The organism is Serratia sp. (in: enterobacteria) (genome assembly GCF_052400455.1).
GTDB classification, from domain to species: Bacteria; Pseudomonadota; Gammaproteobacteria; order Enterobacterales; family Enterobacteriaceae; genus Serratia; species Serratia ureilytica.
Genome location: NZ_CP185812.1, coordinates 2,161,748 through 2,185,067 on the forward strand (window position 1 = coordinate 2,161,748; position 23,320 = coordinate 2,185,067).

General features: G+C 61.3%; 21 protein-coding genes and 2 pseudogenes. 6 read left to right on the forward strand and 17 right to left on the reverse strand.

Annotated features, from left to right (window positions below; translation table 11 throughout):
• The first annotated feature begins 37 nt into the window (after positions 1 to 37).
• Positions 38 to 190, forward strand: coding sequence for a hypothetical protein (locus ACORQT_RS10545; RefSeq protein WP_162997461.1), 153 nt, complete (start codon positions 38 to 40; stop codon positions 188 to 190).
• Between the two features lie 38 nt (positions 191 to 228).
• On the opposite strand, the gene yniD is transcribed toward ACORQT_RS10545, so the two are convergent.
• The gene (gene yniD, locus ACORQT_RS10550) at positions 229 to 321 is read right to left on the reverse strand and encodes a small membrane protein YniD (RefSeq protein WP_016928013.1); all 93 of its coding nucleotides are present in this window, start codon (positions 319 to 321) and stop codon (positions 229 to 231) included.
• Positions 322 to 657: 336 nt separating this feature from the next.
• On the opposite strand from yniD, the gene ACORQT_RS10555 reads away from it, so the two are divergent.
• Positions 658 to 1,050, forward strand: coding sequence for an ASCH domain-containing protein (locus tag ACORQT_RS10555; protein ID WP_033638276.1), 393 nt, complete (start codon positions 658 to 660; stop codon positions 1,048 to 1,050).
• Between the two features lie 4 nt (positions 1,051 to 1,054).
• Positions 1,055 to 1,654: a C39 family peptidase gene (locus ACORQT_RS10560; protein ID WP_089191602.1), complete on the forward strand. Its 600-nt coding sequence runs from the start codon at positions 1,055 to 1,057 to the stop codon at positions 1,652 to 1,654.
• Positions 1,655 to 1,709: 55 nt separating this feature from the next.
• On the opposite strand, the gene ACORQT_RS10565 is transcribed toward ACORQT_RS10560, so the two are convergent.
• The 10 genes and pseudogenes from ACORQT_RS10565 to yebS form a co-directional block, all read right to left on the reverse strand.
• Positions 1,710 to 1,949 (reverse strand): YebV family protein, encoded by a 240-nt coding sequence (locus ACORQT_RS10565; protein WP_033652110.1) that lies wholly within the window; start codon positions 1,947 to 1,949, stop codon positions 1,710 to 1,712.
• Positions 1,950 to 2,083: 134 nt separating this feature from the next.
• Positions 2,084 to 3,019: a Csu type fimbrial protein gene (locus tag ACORQT_RS10570; RefSeq protein WP_187048822.1), complete on the reverse strand. Its 936-nt coding sequence runs from the start codon at positions 3,017 to 3,019 to the stop codon at positions 2,084 to 2,086.
• 16 nt (positions 3,020 to 3,035) lie between these two features.
• A pseudogene (locus tag ACORQT_RS10575) lies at positions 3,036 to 5,484 on the reverse strand (fimbria/pilus outer membrane usher protein).
• Between the two features lie 46 nt (positions 5,485 to 5,530).
• Positions 5,531 to 6,298 carry a fimbrial biogenesis chaperone gene (locus ACORQT_RS10580; RefSeq protein WP_444859403.1) on the reverse strand — a complete coding sequence of 256 codons (768 nt, stop codon included), beginning with the start codon at positions 6,296 to 6,298 and terminating at the stop codon, positions 5,531 to 5,533.
• Between the two features lie 20 nt (positions 6,299 to 6,318).
• A complete protein-coding gene (locus ACORQT_RS10585; protein ID WP_444859427.1) occupies positions 6,319 to 6,870 on the reverse strand; it encodes a Csu type fimbrial protein in 552 nt (183 codons plus the stop codon).
• Positions 6,870 to 7,351 (reverse strand): annotated as a pseudogene (locus tag ACORQT_RS10590) (Csu type fimbrial protein). Before ACORQT_RS10590 ends, ACORQT_RS10585 begins: the two are co-directional and overlap by 1 nt.
• A gap of 26 nt (positions 7,352 to 7,377) precedes the next feature.
• A complete protein-coding gene (locus ACORQT_RS10595; RefSeq protein WP_444859428.1) occupies positions 7,378 to 7,914 on the reverse strand; it encodes a Csu type fimbrial protein in 537 nt (178 codons plus the stop codon).
• 265 nt (positions 7,915 to 8,179) lie between these two features.
• Positions 8,180 to 9,616: a 16S rRNA (cytosine(1407)-C(5))-methyltransferase RsmF gene (gene rsmF / locus ACORQT_RS10600; protein ID WP_060660801.1), complete on the reverse strand. Its 1,437-nt coding sequence runs from the start codon at positions 9,614 to 9,616 to the stop codon at positions 8,180 to 8,182.
• A gap of 102 nt (positions 9,617 to 9,718) precedes the next feature.
• Positions 9,719 to 12,349: a PqiB family protein gene (locus ACORQT_RS10605; protein WP_164057539.1), complete on the reverse strand. Its 2,631-nt coding sequence runs from the start codon at positions 12,347 to 12,349 to the stop codon at positions 9,719 to 9,721.
• Positions 12,318 to 13,565: a membrane integrity lipid transport subunit YebS gene (gene yebS, locus ACORQT_RS10610; RefSeq protein ID WP_033644263.1), complete on the reverse strand. Its 1,248-nt coding sequence runs from the start codon at positions 13,563 to 13,565 to the stop codon at positions 12,318 to 12,320. Before yebS ends, ACORQT_RS10605 begins: the two co-directional genes overlap by 32 nt.
• Positions 13,566 to 13,820: 255 nt before the next feature.
• On the opposite strand from yebS, the gene ACORQT_RS10615 reads away from it, so the two are divergent.
• From ACORQT_RS10615 to prc, 3 genes are all read left to right on the forward strand, one after another.
• Complete coding sequence (locus ACORQT_RS10615) at positions 13,821 to 14,318, forward strand: GAF domain-containing protein (protein ID WP_033642843.1); 498 nt, start codon at positions 13,821 to 13,823, stop codon at positions 14,316 to 14,318.
• 96 nt (positions 14,319 to 14,414) lie between these two features.
• Positions 14,415 to 15,125, forward strand: coding sequence for an RNA chaperone ProQ (proQ, locus tag ACORQT_RS10620; RefSeq protein WP_004931497.1), 711 nt, complete (start codon positions 14,415 to 14,417; stop codon positions 15,123 to 15,125).
• Between the two features lie 19 nt (positions 15,126 to 15,144).
• Positions 15,145 to 17,193, forward strand: a complete 2,049-nt coding sequence (gene prc, locus ACORQT_RS10625) for a carboxy terminal-processing peptidase (protein ID WP_042784328.1) — start codon at positions 15,145 to 15,147, stop codon at positions 17,191 to 17,193.
• Positions 17,194 to 17,258: 65 nt separating this feature from the next.
• Here the strand turns inward: prc and ACORQT_RS10630 are convergent, their stop codons facing one another.
• The 6 genes from ACORQT_RS10630 to ACORQT_RS10655 are packed head-to-tail and all read right to left on the reverse strand — an operon-like array spanning position 17,259 to position 23,102.
• Positions 17,259 to 18,104: a DMT family transporter gene (locus tag ACORQT_RS10630; RefSeq protein WP_033642846.1), complete on the reverse strand. Its 846-nt coding sequence runs from the start codon at positions 18,102 to 18,104 to the stop codon at positions 17,259 to 17,261.
• Positions 18,101 to 19,408: an opine metallophore biosynthesis dehydrogenase gene (locus ACORQT_RS10635; protein WP_072627727.1), complete on the reverse strand. Its 1,308-nt coding sequence runs from the start codon at positions 19,406 to 19,408 to the stop codon at positions 18,101 to 18,103. The genes ACORQT_RS10630 and ACORQT_RS10635 overlap by 4 nt, the downstream gene beginning before the upstream one ends.
• Positions 19,401 to 20,198 carry a nicotianamine synthase family protein gene (locus ACORQT_RS10640; protein WP_072627726.1) on the reverse strand — a complete coding sequence of 266 codons (798 nt, stop codon included), beginning with the start codon at positions 20,196 to 20,198 and terminating at the stop codon, positions 19,401 to 19,403. Before ACORQT_RS10640 ends, ACORQT_RS10635 begins: the two co-directional genes overlap by 8 nt.
• A complete protein-coding gene (locus ACORQT_RS10645; RefSeq protein ID WP_047026224.1) occupies positions 20,186 to 20,971 on the reverse strand; it encodes an ABC transporter ATP-binding protein in 786 nt (261 codons plus the stop codon). Before ACORQT_RS10645 ends, ACORQT_RS10640 begins: the two co-directional genes overlap by 13 nt.
• Positions 20,968 to 22,008 carry a FecCD family ABC transporter permease gene (locus tag ACORQT_RS10650; protein ID WP_033652483.1) on the reverse strand — a complete coding sequence of 347 codons (1,041 nt, stop codon included), beginning with the start codon at positions 22,006 to 22,008 and terminating at the stop codon, positions 20,968 to 20,970. Before ACORQT_RS10650 ends, ACORQT_RS10645 begins: the two co-directional genes overlap by 4 nt.
• Before the next feature lie 2 nt (positions 22,009 to 22,010).
• Positions 22,011 to 23,102 carry an ABC transporter substrate-binding protein gene (locus tag ACORQT_RS10655; RefSeq protein ID WP_042784331.1) on the reverse strand — a complete coding sequence of 364 codons (1,092 nt, stop codon included), beginning with the start codon at positions 23,100 to 23,102 and terminating at the stop codon, positions 22,011 to 22,013.
• Positions 23,103 to 23,320: the final 218 nt, after the last annotated feature.

Genomic DNA, 23,320 nt, shown 5'->3' on the forward strand with positions numbered 1-23,320 from the left:
TCAATACTGGCAATGTCGAAAAGCAGGAGAACACATCATGAACTGGGTCGAAACCTTCGCGGAGTACTACCGCCTCAGCCGCACGGGTGAAACGCAACATTGGCTGTGCCGTCGCTGGTTGCCACAGGGGGAAGCGCGTCTGGCCTATTTGCGCGAGTTACTGGAGCCGACCGCGGCGCCGCGGCGGTGAGCAGGGCGCCGGCGGTTGGCCGGCGTCGTTTTATGGGATTAACCGAACGCTATCGCCGCCCAACGCAACAGCAGCAACGCCAGGCAGATCAGCAGCAGCACCACCACCATTTTACTGAGCTTGTTGCCCATGCGTTTTGTCGCCACGTCGCCCTCTCTTAACTGAAATACCATCCGCCGGCGATGGCGATGAGCAACAGCGTCGCCAACGCGACGCTGTTGAGTAAATCGCTGAAGGTATCGTCAGCATCGAAATCGTCTTGCCGCATGTTGCCGCCTGGCGTTGCCATTGAGTGAATAATGTTCACAGTATGCGCCCCGTAGCGCTGAAGGCACAGCGAAGAACGGTAAAAACTCGTAAAGACGGCGCTGGCATAACGCGCAGTCGCGCTTGTGACGGATGCAGACGGCCGCCAATACGTTGTACTATCCTGTCTGCATTGAGGCATTTTTCCAAAAGGTATAATCATGGCGACGGCAATTCCACAGAAATACGAGCACCTTGAGCGCTGGGCGTTCGGCGATACCGAACAGCAGGCCGATGAAGTGGTGCAATTGATTTTGAACGGCACCAAAACGGCGACCTGCTCCAACCTGGACGGCGAGGGCATCCCACAGGCCGGCGATCGGTTCCTGGTGGTGGACGGCAAGGGAGAGCCGGTCTGCGCGGTTGAGCTGACCGCGGTGGAAATGAAAACGTACGATCAGGTCGATGAAGCGCACGCCTTTGCCGAAGGCGAGGGCGATCGTTCGCTGGCGCATTGGCGCAAAGAGCTGCAACGCTTCTTCGAAGAGTACGATCTGTTCTCGCCGGACATGACGCTGGTGCTGATGAATTTCAAAGTCGTCGACAAGTTCTAAACGGATGCGCGCCGTTCCCTACGAGTGCCAGTGGGCGAGCCCGGAGATGGCCGCCGATCTGATCGCCGGCCGCGCGACGCTGGCGCAAGACGAGAATTGGGCGCGCAGCGGCGCCCGCGATCGGGCGGAGTACGTCGAGTGGGCCAACCACGTGTGCGGCATGGCCTGCCTGAAAATGGTGCTGGGCCACCGCGATGGCGCAGCGCCGCCGCTGTTGGAACTGGCGCGCCGCAGCCTGCCTTATGGTGCCTATGTGCGTGAGAACGAGCGGATAAAAGGGCTGATTTACGCGCCGTTCGTCGAGTATGTGCGCGAGCAGTTCGCGCTGCAGGCGGAGGTGAAGGTGGGGTTGGCGGCCGCCGATGTGCCGGCGCTGCTTCATGAATGCCGCTACTTTATCGCCTCGGTGCATCCCGCCATTCGCCGGCCCGAGAACATACCGCCGCAGCGGGGCGGGCATCTGGTGTTGATCACCGCCGCCGATGCGCAAAGCGTGACCTTCCATAATCCTTCGGGCGACAGCCCGGCGACGCGCGAGCGAGTACAGCTGTCACTCAACCGCTTCGCCCACTTCTTTGCCGGCCGCGGCATCGCCATCGCATAAAAAAACGCGCTGTTTCTGATGAAAGCAGCGCGTCGTCAACCTACTGGATATATTTTCATGCCACCCGCATCACCCAGGCGTCCGTCTGTCGGTCGTAGTGTTGCTTGTACAGCAGCGACTGCTTGCCGTTGAGGATGGCCGGAATGCTGGTGTGTTCATCCCAGCCGTCGAGCTGCATGCACAGATCCGGATCGGACTTGCAGGGGATGCTCAGGGTGCCTGCACGGTCGGCGGTGGCGTGAAGATGCGCGTCATCGACCTCGAAGCTGCCAATTTTTACGACGGTTTTGCTCATGGGAACTCCTTGCTCAATGATGTGGTAGGAGGTTAGACCAGTCAGGTCATCGGTATGAGCATAGCCAAATGAGCAAAAAATGCCACATAAAAAATACACTCTGGCAACATTCGGCCGGGCGGCTAGCGGCTGCGCTAGTAAGTCACGACATAGCTGACGTTATCCTGATAGGTGCCGACCGGCACTTCGGTCTGCGCCGGATTGACGGCGGCGGTAAAGGGGATGCTTTGCGCCAGGCCAGTGCCGGTGCCGCTTTGCGCGTTGGTGCTGCTCCACACGGTGCTGGTATTGGGCAAATAGATCTGATACTGCAGGAAGTTGCTGGTGCCGCTGAGCATTCGCCGCCAGCCGGTGATCGGGTTGTTGCCGTTGGTGAAGTAGGAGCTGTAAGACTGGGATTTGGTGCAGGTCAGCGTGATGCTTTGGTTGATCGGATTGAATTGCCCCACTAAGGCCATGCTGCCGAAGTTGACGTTGTTGGCGGTGTTGATCAGGCAACTCTTGGTGATGACCGCGGTGACGGTCACGGTGCTGGGTTGATTGGTGCCGTCCCACCAGATGCAAAGCCCTATCAGGCCCAGGCCGCAGATATGGTAGTTCCACACCAGGTTGATGGTATCGGTATAGGTGCCGGCGCTGACGTTCGCGCCGACGACGGTTTTGATATACACCGGAAAGTTGACGTTGGAAGAGATCAGGATCAGCGACAGCAGATTCAGCGAGCTGTAATCGATGGTCTGGCCGACGCTATACGGGTACTGGTAGTTCGAATCCGGGTAGATCAAATAAGAAATTTTATCGCCTGAGCCGTTGCCGTTCAGCAGAGCCATGTTGTTGGTGGTGGAAGCGATCTTGACCGTGACGGTGTTTTGCGTCAGCAAATTGAGCCCGAGCCCGGTGCAGTTCAGCCCCGCAGTGCCCTGGGCGCTTATCTGGCCGTTGTAGACGGCGAAGGAGTTGCTGCTGGGCAGGGTAACCGTGCCGTTGGTGGTGGCGCAGTCCGCCAGCGCGCGTTGTCCACACATCAACAGCAGCGCCGCCAAAAAGATTTTCACTTGCCGAGACATCATTCTTCTTCTCCGTGTGTTACTGGCAGACGAGAGGGCCGACGCGTTGCAGCCCCTGCGGGTTGGCCAGGCTGAAACTGACCTGGCACGGCGGGCCGCCGTCGGCCGGGATTACGCTTAATCGGTTGTATTGCTGCACCGGATCGATATAGGTCATGCCATCCCACCCGACGTAGCTTTGTTGATTGCCGCCGAGCACCGCCACCTGGCTGCCGTTGGCCAGCGGTTTGCCTTGCGCATCGACCAGCTCCACGTCGGCGGCGGACAGGCGCTGGACGGGGAATTCGACCAGGTAGCCGCTGTGATCGCGGATGGCGACGGTTTTTTCGACCGCCGGCAGGTTAACGTCCGCCGGTAAATTGAGCGGGTCGATTTGGAACTTGGCGTGGTAATACGAGGTGACGGTGGGCACCAGCAGATAACCTTTGTCGTTGGTGACGCCGATGCGCTGGTTCTCGTAGCTGACCGGAATGCCGGCGTAGCCGTCGGTCGATACCAGCGCGAAGGCATCGTTGATGGTGTTGGTGGCATAAACGCCGCCGTTCATCGCCACCAGAGAACCGCTGACTTCGCCCCAGCGGGTGTAGTCGTTACGGTTGCCATACAGCCCGGCGCGGGTTTCCAACAGCGAGGTGCGCCAGGTCACATCCGCCTGACGATAATCGCTGTTGCTGCCCTGGCCGCCGGCATAGGCCAGATTCCAACCGAAACCGCCGTCGGTCGGCGCGGCGCGGCTGTAAGCCACGCGTTCGCTCCAGCGGTTGCCGGCGTCGCGGGCGGTGCTGACGTTGGCGGTGCCCCAGGTATCGAACGGAATGCTGATCTGCAGCTGAGAGCTGTAACCGTCACCGCCAATCTCGCGGTTTGCCGAGGCGTACAGGCTGATGTTGCGCCACAGCGTCAGGCTGTACGACAGGTTGACCAGGCGAGTGCGCTGGCCGATGGCGTCGCGCACGTCGAAATAACCGGCGCCCAGGCTGCCGAAGCGGCTCAGGCCGATGCTGCCGGTCAGCTGATCGGTGCGGCGGCTCAGCCGATAGCTGCTCTTGTAGGTGGAAAGATCGCCAAAGTCCGCGCTGCGCAGCACCCGTTGAGCGTTGAGGCTGAAATACTGATTGCTGTAGGTGTAACTCAGGCTGGTTTGATCGCCGTGGCGGCCGGCGTACTGATACACCGGACCGGCATCCGGTTGCTGCACCGGTTGGCCGGTGACCGGATCGTAATACCGCGGCGTGACCGGAGGGGCGTTGAAAGCGTCGCGGCCCGCCTGGCTGTAGCTGTAGGAGGCGTTGAGCACCCCTAGCTGCCCGATGCGCACGCCGGCGCCGGCGCCGGTGACCGCCAACTCCGCCGCACCTTCCGCCCGCCCTTCGATCGTGAGCCAGTCCGTGACGCCGTAACGCCCGCTGCCGCTGGCCACCCACTGGCCGTAGTCCGCGGATCGGTAACCGTAGTTTTGGCGCAGCGCGCCTGCCGACAGGCTGAAATCGCTCAACCCGGCCTGCAGCAGCGAACTGGCGACATAGAACGGCACCGTCGTGCTGATCTGGCGGCCGAGCGCATCGGTCGTCACCACCGTCGCCTGACCGGCGCCGTTGATGTAGGGCACGGTATTCAGGGTGAACGGGCCGGGATTCACGTTGGCGGAGGTGTTTTTATAGCTGTTGATGTACAGATCGACGCTGCTCGGCACGGCGGCCTGGCCGGAGAACTGCGGCAGCGGGTAGGTAATGAGATCCGGCCGCGTGGCGAAATTACGCGCTACCTGCAGACCGCCGATGCGCACCGAACTGGTCCAGGGCAGCGAGCCGGTCGTGAGATCGCCGGCGGTATAGCTGAGCATGGTGTCGTCGTCGCTGTAGCGCCAGCTGCTGTCGTAGCGGATATAGCGATTGTTCTGCTGCGTGGCGGTCTCGCCGTTGAAGCTGCTGCGGAAAATGCCGGTGTTGGCGATAACGCCGAAGCCGTCGAACAGGCGCTGTTCGCTCCAGGCGGAAAAATAGCCCGGATTGCTGCGCCCACCGCTTTGGCTGATGTAGGCGTCGTAATTCAGCAGGAAGGCCCAGGCTGCTTTGCGCCGGCAGCCGCTGCTCCGGGTTGGCGTCGCCGAGGGTTTGCCTGGGGAGCCAATCGTTGGGCACCGAGATCAGCAACTGCTGCGTTTCGCCGCTGTAGGTGACGTCGACCTTATCCAGTTGATCGACGGCGATCTCTTTCACCTGTTTGTCCGTCACCGGCAGGCCGGCATCGATCAGCTGCTGAGGCGTTAAATAGTAATGGCCGCCGCGGTAGGCGACCGGCACGACTTTGCCGGTCGGGCGGCCATTCACCACCGGCTCCAGATACAGCGTGGTATCCGGCATGCTGACGGCGCGGGGCGGCGGTGGCAAATCGTCGGCGGCGGCAGGCGGCGGGCACAGTTCTACCGCCATACAGAGTACGGCCAGGGCCAGCGGCTTGAGCTGCATGCCGCGTGAGGGCGATGGCGACATCCGCATCACCTGCGCCTCGGGCTCAGTAAGACGGGAGGGTTACGGGCTGTTTATTGTCGTTGACCATCGCCTGCAGCTTGCCGGCGGCAAAACTGCCCGACGGCGGCAGGGCGAAACGCATTTGCGAACCCGGCAGCACATAGCCCAGCAGCCCGTTGTTGAGCGGCTGGCCCTGAATGCTGACCTGCGACAGACGAGCATGCACGATGCCGTCATTGCGCACGTCGAGCCAGCGCTGGCTGTTTTGTTGCAGCAGCCGGTAGCTGAGCTTCGGCTGGTTGGCGGTGGCGTAGTCGCGCGGGTGTTCGAAGTCTTGCTTGGTCCAGACGCCTTTGCCGCTGACGAACAGCGGCACCGAATAACGCATCTGGAATTTCAGCCCCATCTGCGCGCCTTTGTCGGGCGCTGCGCCATCTTTATCTTTGATCGGCACTTCATCGACCAGGATGCGGTAAGCCCGCTCTTGTCCGGCGGCGGGCGGCGTCTGCTTGATCAGGCGAATCAGTTGGCGTTTGCCGGGGAGAATGGTGGCGACCGGCGGGCTGGCGAGCACCTCGCTCTGGTTGCGGTAATCGTCCTTACCGCCGGTTTGTTGCCAGCCCAGCACGCGAATTTGCATGTAAACCGGCTTGCTGTCGCGGTTTTCCAGCCACAGGGCTGTCGCCTGCTGGTTGTCTTCAATAACCGGATCGATGGGCCAAATCAGAATGGAGGCGGCGGCGAAGGCCTGCGGCTGGCCGGCTAACAACAATCCTGCCAGCAGAGGCAGGCGAAGCAGAGTAGTACGCATAATGTGATCCTTTTAAAAGCTCAATAACTCACCGTCACTAAGACCGTATCGTTGTAGGTGCCGCTGGTGGGCAAGGTGCTGCTCGCCATTAGACTGGCGTAGATTTTTATTTCCTGCGTACTGCCGGTGGAGGAGACGGTTTGGGCGGCGCCGCCGTTGCCGCCGTCTCCCCAAAAGACGGCGTAGTTGGCATCCTGGTAGAGCTGGTAAATCAGCGTTTCCGAGGTGACCGAGTTCAACAACTTGCGGCCGCCGGCGATGGAGCCGGACACGTTATTGCCGACGTTCAATCCCAGGGTGACGCTGAGCCCGGGGTTGCAGCGGATCAGGATCGAGCCGGCGCCGGCGCTCGAGACAATTTTTACCGGGCTGCTTAAAGACGCCACCTGGCCGAAGCTCATGCTGCCGAACGAGGTAACGTTGGTGACGCCGCTGCCGAGCACGCAGCCTTTGATGATCGAAGCATTGACCGTGAAGCCCTGGCTTTTGGTATCGTTGACGCCGGTATCGCTTTGGGCCGGGGAAGCGCCAGGCAGAGCAGCAAGCAGCAGGGAGCGCGCATTCCGTTCCATCACCAATTTATCGTCACCTGTACCGTGTCCGTATAAGTGCCCGTCGCCGGCGTCGCCTGCACCGGGATCATGCCGTACACCGGCAGCCAGACTTGCTCCGACCGGTGGCGGTCTGCGTCACGCCGGTGACGTTATCCCAGACGGTGGCGTAGCTGGCGCTGGTATACAGGTTGTAGTTCACGCGGGGGCCCGCCGCGCTTTGCAGATAGCGCGAAGCGGTATTGCCGCTCTGTCCGCCGCTGAGCAGCACCGTGTAACTGGTGCCGTTGTTGCAGTTGATCTGCAGTGCGCCGGCGTTCGCCTGGCCGGTCACTTTTATCGCCGTATTGAGGAAATAGACCGTGCCGAAGTTAAAGGTGCCGAACGTGGTGTTGCCGCCGCTGGTGGTGCCTGCGACACAGGATTTGACCAAGGTGGCGCTGACGCCGACCGTCGCAGTGCTGACGTCGGCGCGGCAAGCGCCTGCCAACGACAGCAGCATGCAGGTGACGGCCAGGCGCGTCATGCTTACCAGGTGACGGTCATGGTGACGGTATCGCTGTACGCGCCTGCCGCCGGGGTGGTGCCCGCGGCGGGCACCAGACCATAGACGATCAGCGGGACCGCCGAGCCGGTGCCGGTGCCGGTCAGCACGCCGGTAGTGCTGTTCCACGGCACGGCGTGGGCGCTGTCCTGGTAGAGGTTATAGCTGATGTAGGCGGGCACGCCGCTGGCCATGCGCCGCTGGCTGCCGGAGGCGTTGAGGCCGTTGTCCAGCGCCACGGTGTAGTTGGTGCCGGTGGTGCAGTTCAGCCCCAAGGTGCCGGTGCCGCCGCTGCCGGTGGCGCTGGCGGTGATGACGTTAGCCAGCGACGAGTAGGTGCCGAAGCTGATGGAGCCGAAGTTGTTGGTGGTGCCGGAGCTGTTGCCGCCGGTAACGACGCAGCCGGCGCCGATGGTCATTGTCACGCCCAGCGTGCCCTGAATGGTGCCCGCTGCGTTGGCTGCGCCACTGATGCACAGCAGAGGTGTTAACGAGAGCAAAACCAGCAGAGTTTTTTTCATCATGATTCCTTGCCATGTCAGAGAAAGTCCGCAAAAACGCCACCCAGAGCTGAGTTGCACGCATTTATTTACTTACATTTAAATTAATAGGATAAGAACGTGAAATTGTCTTTATCAAAGGTCAAAACTTTTTAATTGGCACAGGGCAAGCGTGCGCGGGTGAAATAACGTGATGGTGAAATGATTAGAATAATAACGAATGGCGATGGGAATATTGTTATCTTTATTTATCGCCGGGGAAAGCGGCTCCCCGGCGCCAGGGTGATTACAGGTGAAAATCCAGCGCGCCGTCGCGCACCAGCTCGCGCGGCAGGTTGTTCTTGATGCGGCTGCCGATGCGTTTGGCGATGCCCAGCGGTTGCCCCTGATAGGTGACGATGCACTCGTCGCCCGCCGGCGGCTGCTCAGGGTAGAGATCGCGGCCGTGATACCACTCCTGGGCCAGCGCGGCGTCCAGCTCGAAATGCTGTTTGCCGTCGGCGCCCGCGAGGGCGATCGCCGCTTCGTGCTGCCAACGGAAACCTTTCGGGAAGCGCTCCGCCAGCTTGAGGCCGATACGCGAGAAGCGCACTTTGCCGAACAGCGGCTCCAGCTCGGCCGGGAAGAGCCAGATTTCCTTGTCGCGCTCCCACAGCCGGCTGTCATCGCCCCAGGTTAAGCCGGATGCGGCGGCGGCTTGGGCGATCAGCGCCGCCTCTTTGCCGGACAGCGGGCTGAACGGGAATTTACCGACTTTATAGGTCGGCTTCGCCAACGGCGCCACGGCGTGTTTTTTACGCAGGCGGGCGACGAAAAACCCTTCGCTGTCGTAAATCTGCGGGAAGACGTGCAGAAAGCCCTCGGCGGTCAACGCCTTGTCGGCGCCGGGGAACAGCTCACCCAGCGGCTCGATGCTGACCGCGTCGCCATAGGTGTCCAGCAGCCAGCGCACCACCTGCTGATTTTCCTGCGCATTGAGGGTGCAGGTGGAATAAACCATCACGCCGCCCGGCGCCAGCGCATGAAACGCGCTGTCGATCAGCTCGCGCTGGGTGGCGGCGATCTCGGCGACGCTTTCCGGCGACCAGTTGCTCATGGCGTCCGGATCTTTGCGCACCACGCCTTCGCCGGAGCAGGGGGCGTCGAGCAGAATGGCGTCAAAACTCTCCGGCAGCGCGGCGCCGAACACCCGGCCATCGAAGTGGGTCAGCGCCGTATTCTTCACGCCGCAGCGGCTGATATTGGCGTGCAGCACTTTCACCCGGCTGGCGGAGTATTCGTTGGCGACGATGCCGCCCTGATTATCCATCAACGCGGCTATCTGGGTGGTTTTGGAACCCGGCGCGGCCGCCACGTCCAGCACCCGATGGGGCGCTGCGCCGCCGGCGAACAGCGCGCTGACCGGCAGCATCGAGCTGGCCTCCTGAATGTAGAACAGGCCGCTCAAATGTTCGGCGGCGCTGCCCAATCGCAGCTCTTCATCGTCGCGCTCGATCCAGAAACCTTCCGCGCACCAGGGAATGGGTTCCAATCGCCAGTCGTAGTCCCGCACCAGCGCCAGGAAGTCGGTGACGCTGATTTTCAGCGTGTTGACGCGCAGGCTGCGGCGCAGCGGGCGTTGACAGGCGGCGATAAAATCGTCCATCGCCAGCTCGGCGGGCATGATGGCGCGGGTGGCGTCAAGGAAAGCGGGGGGCAGAAAAACGGCGGTGGATTTGGCCACGGGGCGAACTCTCAGGGTGCAATAAAGACAAGGGCGAGAGTTTATCACAAAGCGAAAAAAAACAGGGCCCGGCATTGCCGGGCCCTGAGGAAAACGCGAAAGTTAATCGCGCGGAATGGCGGTGCCCCAGGTTTTCCAGTCCTTCGGCTCTTCCGGATTCAGCAGAAAGTGCTTGTTCGGCGTCGCTTTCGGCGCCAGCGGAATAGTCGGCGGGGTGGCGAAGGCGATACCGCCGCGAATGAACTGCTGGAAGGTGCCGCTCTTGATCACGCCGCCGGTCAGGCCGAACTGCAGGTTGTAACCCGACGCCAGCCAGAACACGCTGTTGTTGCGCACCAGATGCTGGTACTTCTTGCTGATGCGCAGCGCGACGTGCACCCGATCGGACATGGCGCCGAGGTAGAAACCGGTGATGGTGCCGACCTCCACGCCGCGGAACAGCACCGGCGTGCCGATCTGCAGCGAGCCGGTTTCGGCCGCGTCGAGCACGACGCTCAGGCCATCGAGATAGCGCGAGTCGGTGATGCTGGCCTGCTGCAGCTCGAAGGTGCGCAGCTCGCGGCCGCGCCCCGGCTCCACGTTGATATAAGGTTGAAGCAGGGTATCGAGATTGCTGACGCCGGCGGCGGAGATCTCCGGCGACACGATCGAGAAGCGGCTGCCGAGGCGCGCGAAGGTCTGCACGTATTCCGGATACAGCACCGCTTTGGCCAACACTTCGTTGCGCTCCGGCGCCAGCTGCAGCGACTCTACCTGTCCGACGTCGATGCCGAGGTAGCGCAGCGGCATACCCGCCGACAGCTTGCTGGCGTCATAGGTTTTCAGCGTGATTTGGCTGCCCACCGCGCGGGCGGCGGTTTCGCTGGCGTACAGTACGCGGTTGGCGCCTTTGTTCAGCGTCACGCCCTGCAGGTTGTCGAAGCTGATGGCGCCTTTCAGCGCGCGGTTGAGCGGTGAAGCCTGCACCGTCAGGCCGCTGCCGTTGAGCTGCACCTTGGCGCCGCCTTCGGCCCAGAAGATGCTTTCACGGGTCAGCAACTTACGGTATTCCGGGCTGATGTAGACGTCCACCTCAAACTCGTTGGCCTTCGGCCGAACGTTAACGATCTCGCCCACCTGGAATTTACGATACAGCACCACTGAGCCGGCCTGCACGTCCGGCAGGCTGGTGGCGCTGAGGGTCAGGGTGGTGGAAGGGGCGTTGCCGACGATGCCTTCCTCGGCTTTTTCGCTGTTGGCGTACAGCGGGTACTGGCCGCCAGGCTCCCCTTTGCTGCCGGGGATAATGCGCACGCCGCCGTCTACCCACTCCTGCGCGCTGGCGCCGAGCACTTCCATGCCGTCTATCCCCAGCTTGACGTCGAGGCGGCTGTTGACCACGAATTTGCTGTCTTTGTGCAGCAGGCCGCGATATTGCGCATCAATGGCGGCGGTGAACACCACGCCGCTGGCGGTCAAGGTGCGGCTCAGGATTTGGCCGACTTTCACGCCGTGCACCACCAGCGGTTGCCCGACGTCGATGCCGTAGCTTTGCGGCGCCGTCAGCGTGACGGTCAACACGCCCGGCTGTTGCAACAGCGTTTCGCTGCTGTCCAGCACGTTGAAGCGCTGCTGCGGTTCGCCTTCACCCGGCACCAGTTCCAGCGTGGTGCCGGTCAGCAGTTGGCTGAGCTTGGCGTCGTTGAGGCTGATGCGCGGGCTGCGCATCACGATGCGGGTGCCGCTGCGCATCAGATCGACCACCGAAGGATCGATGGTCAGTTCACCGATGACTTTGCTGTCCTGTTGCAACGTCAGCTTGGTCAGGGTGCCGACCTGCAGCCCCTGGTACATCAGCGGCGTGCGGTTTTCACTCAAATTGTTGCCGCTCGGCAGATCCAGCAGAATATTGACGCCGCGCTGGCTGTGGGCCAGGTCCGGGTAAAGGGTATAGTTCTGATCGCCCTTGGCCTGCTGGCCATCGGCCGGCGAATCGAAGGCGATGGCGCCGTTGACCAGCGCCGCCAGGCTCTCCATCTGCACCGTGGCGCCGGACAGGCTGAAATCGCCCTTGAAGCCGGAGACATTCCAGAAGCGGCTGTTGCTCTTCACCAGGTTGGCGAAGCGGCGGTCGATCAGCACGTCGATGGTTACGCCCTTGTTGCCTTCGCTGATGGTGTAGTCATACACCTTGCCGACCGGGATTTTACGGTAATAGACCAGCGAGCCGCTGTTGAGCGAACCCAGGTCGTCGGCGTGCAGGTGAATCATCAGCTCGCCGGTGTTCAGGCGGTACTTCGGCTGGGTATCGAGCGCGGTGAAGTGGGTTTGCTCCTTGCCGCTGCCGGGCATCATGCCGATATAGTTGCCGCCGACCAGCGCATCGAGCCCGGATACCCCGGCCAGCGAGGCCTTGGGCGTCACCAGCCAGAACTGGGTGCCTTCGCGCAGCGAGTCTTCCAGATCGCTTTTGATGCTGGCTTCCACCACGATGCTGCGCAGATCTTTGCTCAGGCTGATTTTTTGCACCGTGCCGACCTCAACGCCCTGGTAGCGCACCGGCGTGCGGCCGGCGACGATGCCCGCCGCCGATTGGAAATCGATGGTGACGGTGGTGCCGCGCTCCTGGAAATTGTTATAGACCAGCCACCCGGCGATCAGCAGGGCGATGAACGGCAGTAACCAGAACGGTGAAATGCGGCGTTTGTTCTTGACCCGCGCTTCAGTCGGTGTAGTCGGCGTTTCCTGTTGCATGTGCATCCCAAATCAATCGGCTATCGAGCCATTCAACGGCAAGAATAGTCAAAATGACCGCCGAGCCAAAGTAAAACGCGGCCGGTCCCATAGTAAAAGATAACAGTTGATCGCGATTTACCAGCGACATCATCAAGGCGATAACGAACAGATCGAGCATCGACCAACGGCCGATCCAGGTGACCAGGCGCAGCAGACGGATGCGCGTCTTCAGGCTGTGCGAGGTTTTGAAGTGGATGCTCAGCAACAGCACGATCAGCACGATCACCTTGGTGAAGGGCACCAGTACGCTGGCGATGAACACGATGGCGGCGATCGGCACGTTGCCGGAGGTGGCCAATGAGACCACGCCGGAGAAAATGGTGTCTTCCAGCCGTGTGCCGTTGGCGTAAATGATGGAAATCGGCAGCAGGTTGGCCGGTATCAGCAGGATCATCGCGGCGATCAGCGCCGCCCAGGTTTTCTGCAGGCTGTAGGGCTGGCGATGGCACATCGGCACATGGCAACGCGGGCAGCGGCCGCGCGCGTCGGGATAGCCGGTATAGTGGCAGGACAGACAAATGTGCAGCGCCGTCGGTGGGCCTTCCGGCTGTTCCTGCGGATAGTAGCGCTCCCACAGCTGCTCCAGGTTGACGTGGATCAGCGTCAGGATGCTCAGCACCGTGAGTGACAGGTAAGCGATCAGCGCGCTGCCGGGCTGGATGTCGGCGTAATCCTGCACTTTGATCGCCGCCACCGCCATGCCGATCAGATAAATGTCCAGCATCACCCACTCTTTGAGTCGCTCCAGCATCAGCAGCACCGGGCGCAGGTTCATGCCGAGCGCATGGCCGAAACGCAGGTACAGCAGCGACAGCACCAGCGTCAGCGGGGCGCCGATGGTGCAAAACGCCACCATGCTGGCGGTGAGCGGATCGCCCTGGCGGCTCATCTGCCAGATGCCCTCCAGCAAACTGGCGTCGATGCGCGTGCCGAGCAGGCGGATGCTGATCAGCGGCTCGGTGAAGGCGAACGGCATCAGCAGCAGCATGGCGATCGCCATGGCGGTCAGGCGCGTCATCGACCAGTCGCGGCCGCTCACCACCTTGGCGTTGCAGCGCGGGCAATAGGCGGCCTGATTGCCGCTGAGCGGCGGCAGCACGAACAGCAGGTCGCACTCGCAGCAGCGTTGGTGGCGCGCTTTGGAAAGGGGGGCGGTGATCGCGTGTATTTTCATTTTTGACAAGTAGCTGCCCTTGAGCCCGCCGGAACTGTCAGCGTAGCTGAAAAATAAACCGGCCGCGTCACCGGCGATCGGGCGCCGGACGGTAAAACGAGGTAAACCGGGATTCTGAGCGGCAAACATACCCCGAGCGACGGGGTTTTGTGAAGCAACAGATGATTAACCTTGTGGCTATACGCATTTAATGCTTATTTTATAGGGCCTAAGCTTTGGGCTTCTGGCCATCTTCACTGTTTTAATGGTTAACACATGACAAAAGAACAATTCTACGCGGAATTAAAACGTGACCTGAGCGCGTTGCTCGGCGGGGAAACCAACTTTATCGCGGCGCTGTCCAACGCCAGCGCGTTGCTCAACGAGCGTCTGGATGACGTGAACTGGGTCGGTTTCTATCTGATGGATGGCGACCAACTGGTGCTGGGGCCGTTCCAGGGCAAGATCGCCTGTGTGCGCATTCCGGTGGGCAAGGGCGTGTGCGGCACGGCGGTGGCGGAAAATCGCGTGCAGCGCGTCGGTGACGTGCATGCGTTTCCGGGCCATATCGCCTGCGATGCGGCCAGCAACGCGGAAATCGTGCTGCCGCTGGCGGTTGGCGGCCGAGCGATCGGCGTTTTGGATATCGATAGCACGGTTTATCAACGCTTCGACGAACAGGACGAAGTGGGCCTGAAAGCAGTGGTGGCGGGGCTTTGTGAGCAACTGGAACAGTGTGACAGTGCGAAATATGTGACTGTGGCGGCAAGTTGATCGACGGTTAACGTGGCAATTACCGATGGCGTCATTATAATGACGCCTGTTCATGCCTGTGGCTTGTTGGCAATACCGTTGTAATCAGGAAATTTCATGGAAAATCAACCTAAGTTGAACTCTAGTAAAGAAGTCATTGCTTTTCTTGCCGAGCGTTTTCCGCTCTGCTTTAGCGCCGAAGGCGAAGCTCGTCCGCTGAAAATCGGTATTTTTCAGGATTTGGTAGAGCGCGTGCAGGGGGAAGAGAATCTCAGCAAAACGCAATTGCGTTCTGCCCTGCGCCTATACACCTCAAGCTGGCGTTACCTGTACGGCGTCAAGGTTGGCGCGCAGCGCGTCGATCTGGACGGCAATCCGTGCGGTGAACTGGAGCAGCAGCATGTCGATCATGCTCGCCAGCAGCTTGAAGAAGCCAAAGCGCGCGTTCAGGCACAGCGTGCCGAACAAAACGCCAAAAAACGTGAAGCCGCCGGCGAATCCGCCGATGCCGCTCCGCGCCGTCCGCGTCCAGCCGGTAAAAAGCCCGCTGCGCGTCGCGAAGGCGGAGCCGCGCCGGAAAACCGCAAGCCGCGCCCACAAACTCGCCCACAGCCCGCTCGCCAACCTCGTGCAGCCAAAGAGGAAAGCCAGCCGCGTTATGCGCCAGTCACGGATATCTCTAAACTGCAAATTGGCCAGGAAATCAAAGTCAGAGCAGGCAAGAGCGCGATGGATGCTACCGTACTCGAAATCGCTAAAGATGGCGTACGTGTGCAGCTCTCTTCCGGTCTGGCGATGATTGTGCGCGCAGAACACTTGCAGTTCTGATACGGAGGCCAACCCAGGCATGAACAAATTCGTCAGATTAACAGCGATTGCAGGGCTGCTGTGGGCGGGTGTCAGTTACGGCGCGGAAACAGCCAACATCCGCATCGGCCAACTGCCCCAACTGCAACAGGAACCCCAGCACGCTACGGTGAGTGAGCGCGTCACCTCGCGCTTCACTCGCTCTCATTACCGCCAGTTCGCCCTCGATGCGGAATTTTCAGGCAAGATCTTCGATCGCTACCTGAACATGCTGGACTACAACCATAACGTGTTGCTGGCCTCCGACGTGGCGCAGTTCGCCGGCAAACGCAATCAGGTTGGCGAAGAGCTGAAAACCGGCAAGCTGGACACCTTCTACGCGCTGTTCAATCTGGCGCAGAAACGCCGCTTTGAGCGTTATACCTATGCGTTGTCGTTGCTGGACAAGCCGATGAACTTCACCGGCAACGGCACTATCGATCTCGACCGCAGCAAAGCGCCGTGGCCGAAAGACAAGGCCGAGCTGGATAGCCTGTGGGATGCGAAAGTCACGTATGACGAGCTGAACCTCAAGCTGACCGGCAAGACCGACAAAGAAATCCGCGACACGCTGACCAAGCGCTATCAGTTCGCCATCAAGCGGCTGACGCAAAGCAACAGCGAAGACGTCTTCCAGCTGGCGATGAATGCCTTTGCGCATGAAATCGACCCGCACACCAACTATCTGTCTCCGCGCAACACCGAGCAATTCAACACCGAGATGAGTCTGTCGCTGGAAGGCATCGGCGCGGTGCTGCAGATGGATGACGACTACACCCTGATCAACTCGATGGTGCCGGGCGGTCCGGCGGCGAAGAGCAAGGCGATCACCGTGGGCGATCGCATCGTCGGCGTCGGCCAGGCCGGCAAACCGATGGTGGACGTGATCGGCTGGCGCCTGGACGACGTAGTGTCGTTGATCAAAGGGCCGAAGGGCAGCAAGGTGCGTCTTGAGATCCTGCCGGCCGGCAAGGGCACCAAAACCCGCGTGGTCACCTTGACCCGCGAGCGCATCCGTCTGGAAGACCGCGCGGTGAAAATGACCATCAAGACCGTCGGCAAAGAGAAGGTGGCGGTGTTCGACATCCCCGGGTTCTATGTCGGTCTGACCGATGACGTGAAAGTGCAGCTGCAGAAGATGGCCAAGCAGAACGTCAAGAGCGTGGTCATCGATCTGCGCACCAACGGCGGCGGCGCGCTGACCGAAGCGGTGTCGCTGTCCGGCCTGTTCATTCCGAGCGGCCCGGTGGTGCAGGTGCGCGACAACAACGGCAAAGTGCGCGAAGACGCCGACACCGACGGCGTGACCTACTATAAAGGCCCGCTGGTGGTGCTGGTCGATCGCTTCAGCGCCTCCGCCTCCGAAATTTTCGCGGCGGCGATGCAGGATTACGGCCGCGCGCTGATTGTCGGCGAGCCGACCTTCGGTAAAGGCACCGTGCAGCAGTACCGTTCGCTGAACCGTATCTACGATCAGATGCTGCGCCCTGAGTGGCCGGCGCTCGGTTCCGTGCAGTACACCATTCAGAAGTTCTACCGCGTCAATGGCGGCAGCACCCAGCGCAAGGGCGTGACGCCGGACATTCTGATGCCGACCGGCGTCGATCCGGCGGAAACCGGCGAAGCGTTTGAAGACAACGCCATGCCGTGGGACAGCATCAATGCGGCGACCTACAGCAAGACCGGCGATATGGCGCCGTTCGAGCCGGAGCTGCTGAAAGATCACCAGCAGCGCATCGCGCAAAATCCGGAGTTCCAGTACATCGCGCAGGATATCGCGCATTACAAGGCGCTGAAGGATAAACGCAACATCGTGTCCCTCAATCTGGCGGTACGCGAGAAAGAGAATCACGATGACGACGCGACCCGTTTGAAACGCATCAACGAGCGTCTGGAACGTGCGGGCAAGAAGCCGCTGAAATCGCTCGACGATCTGCCGAAGGATTACCAGGAGCCGGATCCGTACCTGGATGAAACCGTGCATATCGCGCTGGACCTGGCTCATCTGGAAAAGGATCAGCCCGCTCAGCAGCCGACGCCGGCCAAATAAGGCCACGGCTTTGCCTGTGAAAAACGCACCCTTGGGTGCGTTTTTTTGGTTGCGGCAAGCCCGGCTTAAGCCGGTTTCTTGCGGTGACGCAGCCCGAGCTGAATGCAGGAAACCACCACCAGCAGACAGCCGAACAGCGACAGCAGCAGCGGGATCTCATGCCAGAACAGCCAACCCCAGGCGATGTTGAACACGATGCCGATATAGCGCACCACCGAGACCACGATCAGGTTATCGGAAGAGAAGGCCTGGGTTAAGACGACCTGCCCCAACAGCGACACTAGGGCGATGGCGAGCAGAATGGCGAACTGATAGGCGTTGGGCCAAACGAACGCGTTCCACATCAGCGGCAGCGAGATCAGCGTTGCGATGAACAGGAAGTAGAACACGATCTCGTAGTTGTGGTGGCGCTTGCTGAGTTTGTTGACCGACAGATAGGCGATCGAGGCGAACACCGCGCTCATCACGCCGACCAGCGACGCCAGAGTATAGGCCGAGAAGTGCCACGGCCGCACCAGCAGCACGGCGCCGATGATGACCATTGCCAGCCAAAACGCGGTGCAGGCGCTGACCCGTTCACGCAGCACCAGCAAGGAGAGCAAAATGGAGAAAAACGGCGACAGGTAGGCCAGCATGCTGGCGTCGGCCAGCGTCAGATGGGCGATGCTGTAAAAATAACAAATGAGATACAGCCCGCCCATGGTGCCGCGCAACACCAGCAGCGGCCGGTCTACGCGGCTGAAGGCGATGCGGTGGCGGTACATCAGCAGCAGAACCAGCACACAGCCGATGCTGCTGCGAAAGAACACGATTTCACCGGTGGGAATAGCATCGGAGATGGTTTTAACCAGCGCGTTCATGACGCTGAAAATCAATGAGGCAAAAATGGCCAGTAGCGCACCCTGATTCATGCTTGCCTCCGCCATTGTCGGTAAATGATGTCCGCCTGCTCGTCGCAGGTATCGTCCAGCAACGAACGATGGCAATGCTCGGCGCCGATCCGGGTGACGAAGCGCTGCAGCGCCTGCTGAAAGCGGGCCAACAGACGCTGGGCGGCGGGCATCTCGACGTCAAGCCGCTGCGCCAGCAAGACCAGGACGCGCAGTTTGCGCACGTCCTCTTGCGGCACGCGCGGCAGTCGCCAGCGCCCCTGGGCATCCTGGAAGACGCGGGCGACCCTGACGGCGGAAAAATCATAGTAGCGGCCCTGCGCATCCGGCTCGGAATAGGGGTCGACCAGCAGCGCGGTATAACGCGTAAACAGCGCATAGCATTGCTCCGTCGGCGCGAGCTGCGGGAATTGGTCAATCCAGCGGCGGCTCACCATACGGGGCGGAACCGGGTAGTTGTCGTCATTCAAAAAGCGCAGCAGGTTAATGGCCTCGATGCCGAGCCGGTTGAGCAACTGCTGGTAATCCTGCGAGAGCGCCAGCATGTCGGCGATCGCCTCGGGACAGATGGGGCCCTCGGGGTGGGTTTTATACAGGTACTGGATCGGCGCCTGCGGCTGGAATATCGCCTGCAGCGTGGTTTCGGCCAGCGCCAGCGGAGGATGAACATAATTGGTGATGCTGAAGCGCTCGGCGGCGAGCAGGCTGTTGCAGCGTTGGGCGTCAATGCCGTGATGCGCCAGCAGCGAGCAAAGCCAGTCGAGTTCGGCGCAGTCTGACCTTGTGCCTGCGCCGGCCAGATAAATTCGCTGCTTGAACGCCTTGGTGTAGGCGCGGTAAGGCTGTTCGGCGTTCTGGTATTTGGTGTCGGCGTAGTAGCTCGACAGGCTGATAACCTCGACGTGGGATTGCCCGGCCTCCTGCAGCAGGCTTTGCGCCATCAAGCCGGAGCCGATGGAGGGAGAGAGCAGGATCAGTGAGCGCAGTTGGGGCAACGCCGCCCATGGCACCTGTCGCAGCACGTCATGGTATTGATCGGCGGGGACGGCAAGGATCAGTCTGCGCCAGTCGCCGCCGACGAGCGCCAGATCATCGCAATAGCGGTCAATCGTCACCTGCGCATCGTCTTGGGTGCGTTGCGCCTTACCGGCGCCCGTCAGCCACAGGCTGGGCGTGTGCGCCAGATGTTGCTTCAGGCGGCGCCCTTTTTCGCTGGTGCGGTTGTACAGGCCGATGCGCGCATTGCCCGCGGTCTTGATGTCCGCAGCCAGTTGGATCGCCGCCGGGCCGGCGCCGAGGATCAGGGTGGGAAAGGCATTATTCATGGCGGTGAGGCTCCAAAATCAACAGATCGTACAGTGGGGTGGTGAGCGGTTTACCGCTGACGCGCCAGGGCGAGCCGGCGGCCTGGTGGTGGTAAGGGCAGTTGAAGATCGACTTGAGGCCATTGCCATAGCGCACCAGCAATTTGCCGCACTGGGGCAGCAAAGGCCGCAGCGCCTTCAGCAAACCCTGCTTGTCCGCCACCAGGGAGGCGATGATGATGTGATCGATATCGTTGCGCGTCAGGCCGTTCAGATTGTCGATGCAGGGCATCTGCTGCACCAGCCCCAGGTGGCGCGTGAGCCGGCGGGCAAAACGCTGGGCCGCCGGATCGCAATCGTAGCAAATGACGGTGGCGGAGAGCCTGGCGACCAGCGCCAGCGCCGTGGTGGGCAATGCGCCGCTGCCCACCAGCAGCACCCGTTCGCCGGGTTTAATGTCGGCGGCCGCGATCTCCAGCTGCAGCGCGCGGTCGAAACTGTTCAGGTAGGCGTTGGTTTGCGCCGGTTCCCGGCACAGCGCCGAGACGCGATGCTTTTCGTAGTCGCACAACGCGGCGTTGGCCGTCGCCCGCAGTTGGGTGATCTGCGCCGTTATCAAACGGTCGTTTTCCAGCTTTTGACGATAGGCCTGCAGCTGCGGTTCGTCGTTAAAGGCCTGCAGGCGGCTGAAACGACGTTCCAGCAGGGAAAAATGGCGCCGATCTTGCCGGGCGGAACGGTGAAGCTGGTGAATTTCCTGTTGCAAGCCGGCGAGTTGCGCCAGCATGTCCGCCTTGGTCAGAGTGTACATGGGGATTCTCCGTGTGCGTGTAACAGCTGTGTCGGCAGCAGATAGGGGTAGCCCTGCGGGCTGACGCCGTTTTCGATGCCGACGCCAAATACGCGAGACACCATCGGATGTCCCATCATCTGATGGGTATCGCCGTGGCAAACGACGCGTCCGTGCGCGAGCAGCGTGAGTGAGTGGCAATAGCGCAGCGCCAATCCCAGATCGTGGATCACCAGCAGCGTGATGCAGCGGTGGCGCCGGCCGTAGTCGGCGATCTGATTGAGCACGCGCAGCTGGTGGTGGATATCCAGCGCGCTGGTGGGTTCGTCGAGCAAAATGATCTGCGGCTGAGAGACGAAGGCCTGAGCCAGCATCACCAACTGTCGCTGGCCGCCGCTGAGACGGTTGAAGGGGCGATCGGCGAGCGCGGAAATGCCGCATTCCGTAAGCGCCTGCTCGACCGCATCGGTCTGGGCGGCGCTGATGCGCCAGCTCAACTGGCGTACCTTGCCCAGCAGCACCATGTCAAAAGCGGTCAATGCCGAATCGCAGCGATTAAGCTGCGGCACATAGGCGATACGGCTGGTTTTCGGATCGAGAGGGCGCTCGCGGTAAGCGATCTCGCCGCTGCACGGCACCATGCGGTTAATCGCTTTCAGCAGCGTCGATTTGCCGGCGCCGTTGGGGCCGATGATGCCGCCGAGCTGCGCCTCCGGCCAGCTCAATGAAACGTCTGCCAATAGCGAGCGGCGATGCAGCGAGACGCCGACGCGGGTGAGGGTCAGTTGAGTCATGGGCGTTTAACCTGTCGAGTGACGAAGTAAAACAGCACCGGCACGCCGATCAGTGCGATAACGATGCCGATGGGCACCACGCCGTTCGGCATCACCAGCTTGGCGACGATCGAGGCGCACAGCAGCAGCAGGCTGCCGCAGAGGGCGGAAATGCAGATCAGGTAGCGCTGATCCTCACCCACCAGAAAGCGGGCGAAATGCGGGGCGATCAGCCCGACGAACCCGATGGTGCCGACAAACGAGACCGAGGCGGCCGTCAGCAAGGTCGCCAGCAGAAAGGCCAGCTTGCGCAAGGCGCTGACATTGATGCCCAGCCCCTGGGCCTGCTCTTCGCCGGCGGACAGCGCCGTCAGCCGCCAGGCGAGCCGCAGACTGACGAACAGCGCGCACAGCAACACGACGCCGGTGATCGCCACGCCGTGCATATTGGCTTTGAGCAGGCTGCCGAACAGCCAAAAGACAATTTGCTGCATGGCTTCCGGCGAGGCCAGAAACAGCAGCAGCGATTGCAGCGACTGAAAGAAAAACAGCACCACGATGCCGCTCAACACTAATATTTGCGGCGTCATGCCGCGGCGTTGTCCCAGCAGATAGACAGGCACGCAAGCCAACAGCGCCATCAGCGAAGCCAGCAGCGGCGTGCCCAGCGCCAACGCGCCGCCCAGGCTGAAGCCGGTGAGGATCGCCAGCGCCGCGCCGAACCCCGCCGCGGCAGAGATCCCCAGCGTATAGGGGCTGGCGAGGGGATTGGCCAGCACGGTCTGCATCAGCAGGCCCGCCAGCGCCAGGCTGGCGCCGACCACCAAGGCGGTGAGCGTCATCGGCAAGCGAATCGACCAGAAAACCGCCTGATGCAGTGCGTTGCCAGGCGCAGAGCCGGGCCAAAGCATCCGCACGATATCCGTGAGGCCAAGTTGCGCGGCGCCGACGGTGAGATCGATGGCGGTCGCCGCCAGCAGCGCGCCGAGCAGCGCCAGCGTCAATAGCCCGCGGCGCAGCCTGCGCCGTCGCAAAAACGCACGTCCTGTGTGGGCCACGGTTATTCTCCTTGCCAGCGTTGCAAGAAGACGCCGTCCGCCTCTATCGGCAAATATTGATGGTAGAACTGCGCCAGATTGCGCGCGGGATCAACATCGGTAAACGCGGCGGGATAGAGCGCTTTTGCCAGATACTGGACAAAGATAAAATCGTAAATCGTGCGCGCGCCGCCATGGTAAAGCGCATAAAGACGCTGATTTTTTACCGCCGGCAGTTGCGGCCATCCCGCCCGCCGGGCGTATTGCGTCAGGCGCGTCTGTAGGGGGGCTGCCTGCGTGCCGTAGCCCATCGGCACGGCGTTCGGCATGTTTTCCCAGTCGCCACCGGCGAGAAAAATCACCTCGGGCCGTTGGGTCAGGACATAGTCGGCGCGCAAGGGGGAAGGGCTGCCGACGACGCCGGCGGCGATATTGTCGGCGCCGGCCAGCTGCAGCAGCGGCCCCCAGATCGATGCGCCATAGCTGCTGCCGTACTCGCCGGGGCCCTTGTCCCCCAGCTCAATGTAGGTGACCGGCGGCGGCAGCTGCGCCTGGCGGATGCGCCGCCGGGTATCCTCGAGACTTTGGCGATATTCGTCGGCCAGCCGTTCCGCTCGCTCGGCGTGGCCCATCGCCTGGCCCATTAACCGGATGCTGGCGAGCTTGACTTCAACGCCCTGATTGAAGTCGACGACGATGTAAGGAATGTTGAGCTGTTGCAGCACCGGCAGGTAGTTGGCGAAGCCGTCGAGCTGCCACTTCGCCAGGATCAGCAGGTCTGGCCGCGTGGTCAGCAGGCGTTCAAAATCGAAGCTCTGGTTATAGAGCGAACCGACATCGACCAGCTGAGCGAGCCGTGGCAGCGCCGCCTGATAGCGCGTCCATTGGCTGGCGCGCAACGCCCAGTCGCTTTTGGAGAAGGCGACGACCTGTTGATAACTCTCCGGGCCGTTCACCGCCAGAAAGTCTTCGTAGTAAAAGCCGATATAGGCGCGCTGTGCGGGGGCGGCCAGGGTAACCTGGCGTCCTTCAACGTCGGTGAGGTGAATTTCAGCGTGCGCGACCTGGCAGAAAAGCAGCCACGTCGCCAGCATCCAGACGATACGCGATAACATGATTGACATCCCTTTACGATTAATTGTGATGTTATAATGTAACAATTAATCGCGAGATTCAAACTTTCGTCGCCGCTGAATCAGGCGGGGCATGATGAAACGCGCTGAGCGGATATTGGCCTATAAAGCGTGAGGATAACGGTTCTCGTTGTCATGGCGTGCGGGCAAAGAAATTTTTCTGCAAAATCCCTCCGCCTTGCGCAACAATCGTTTACAAT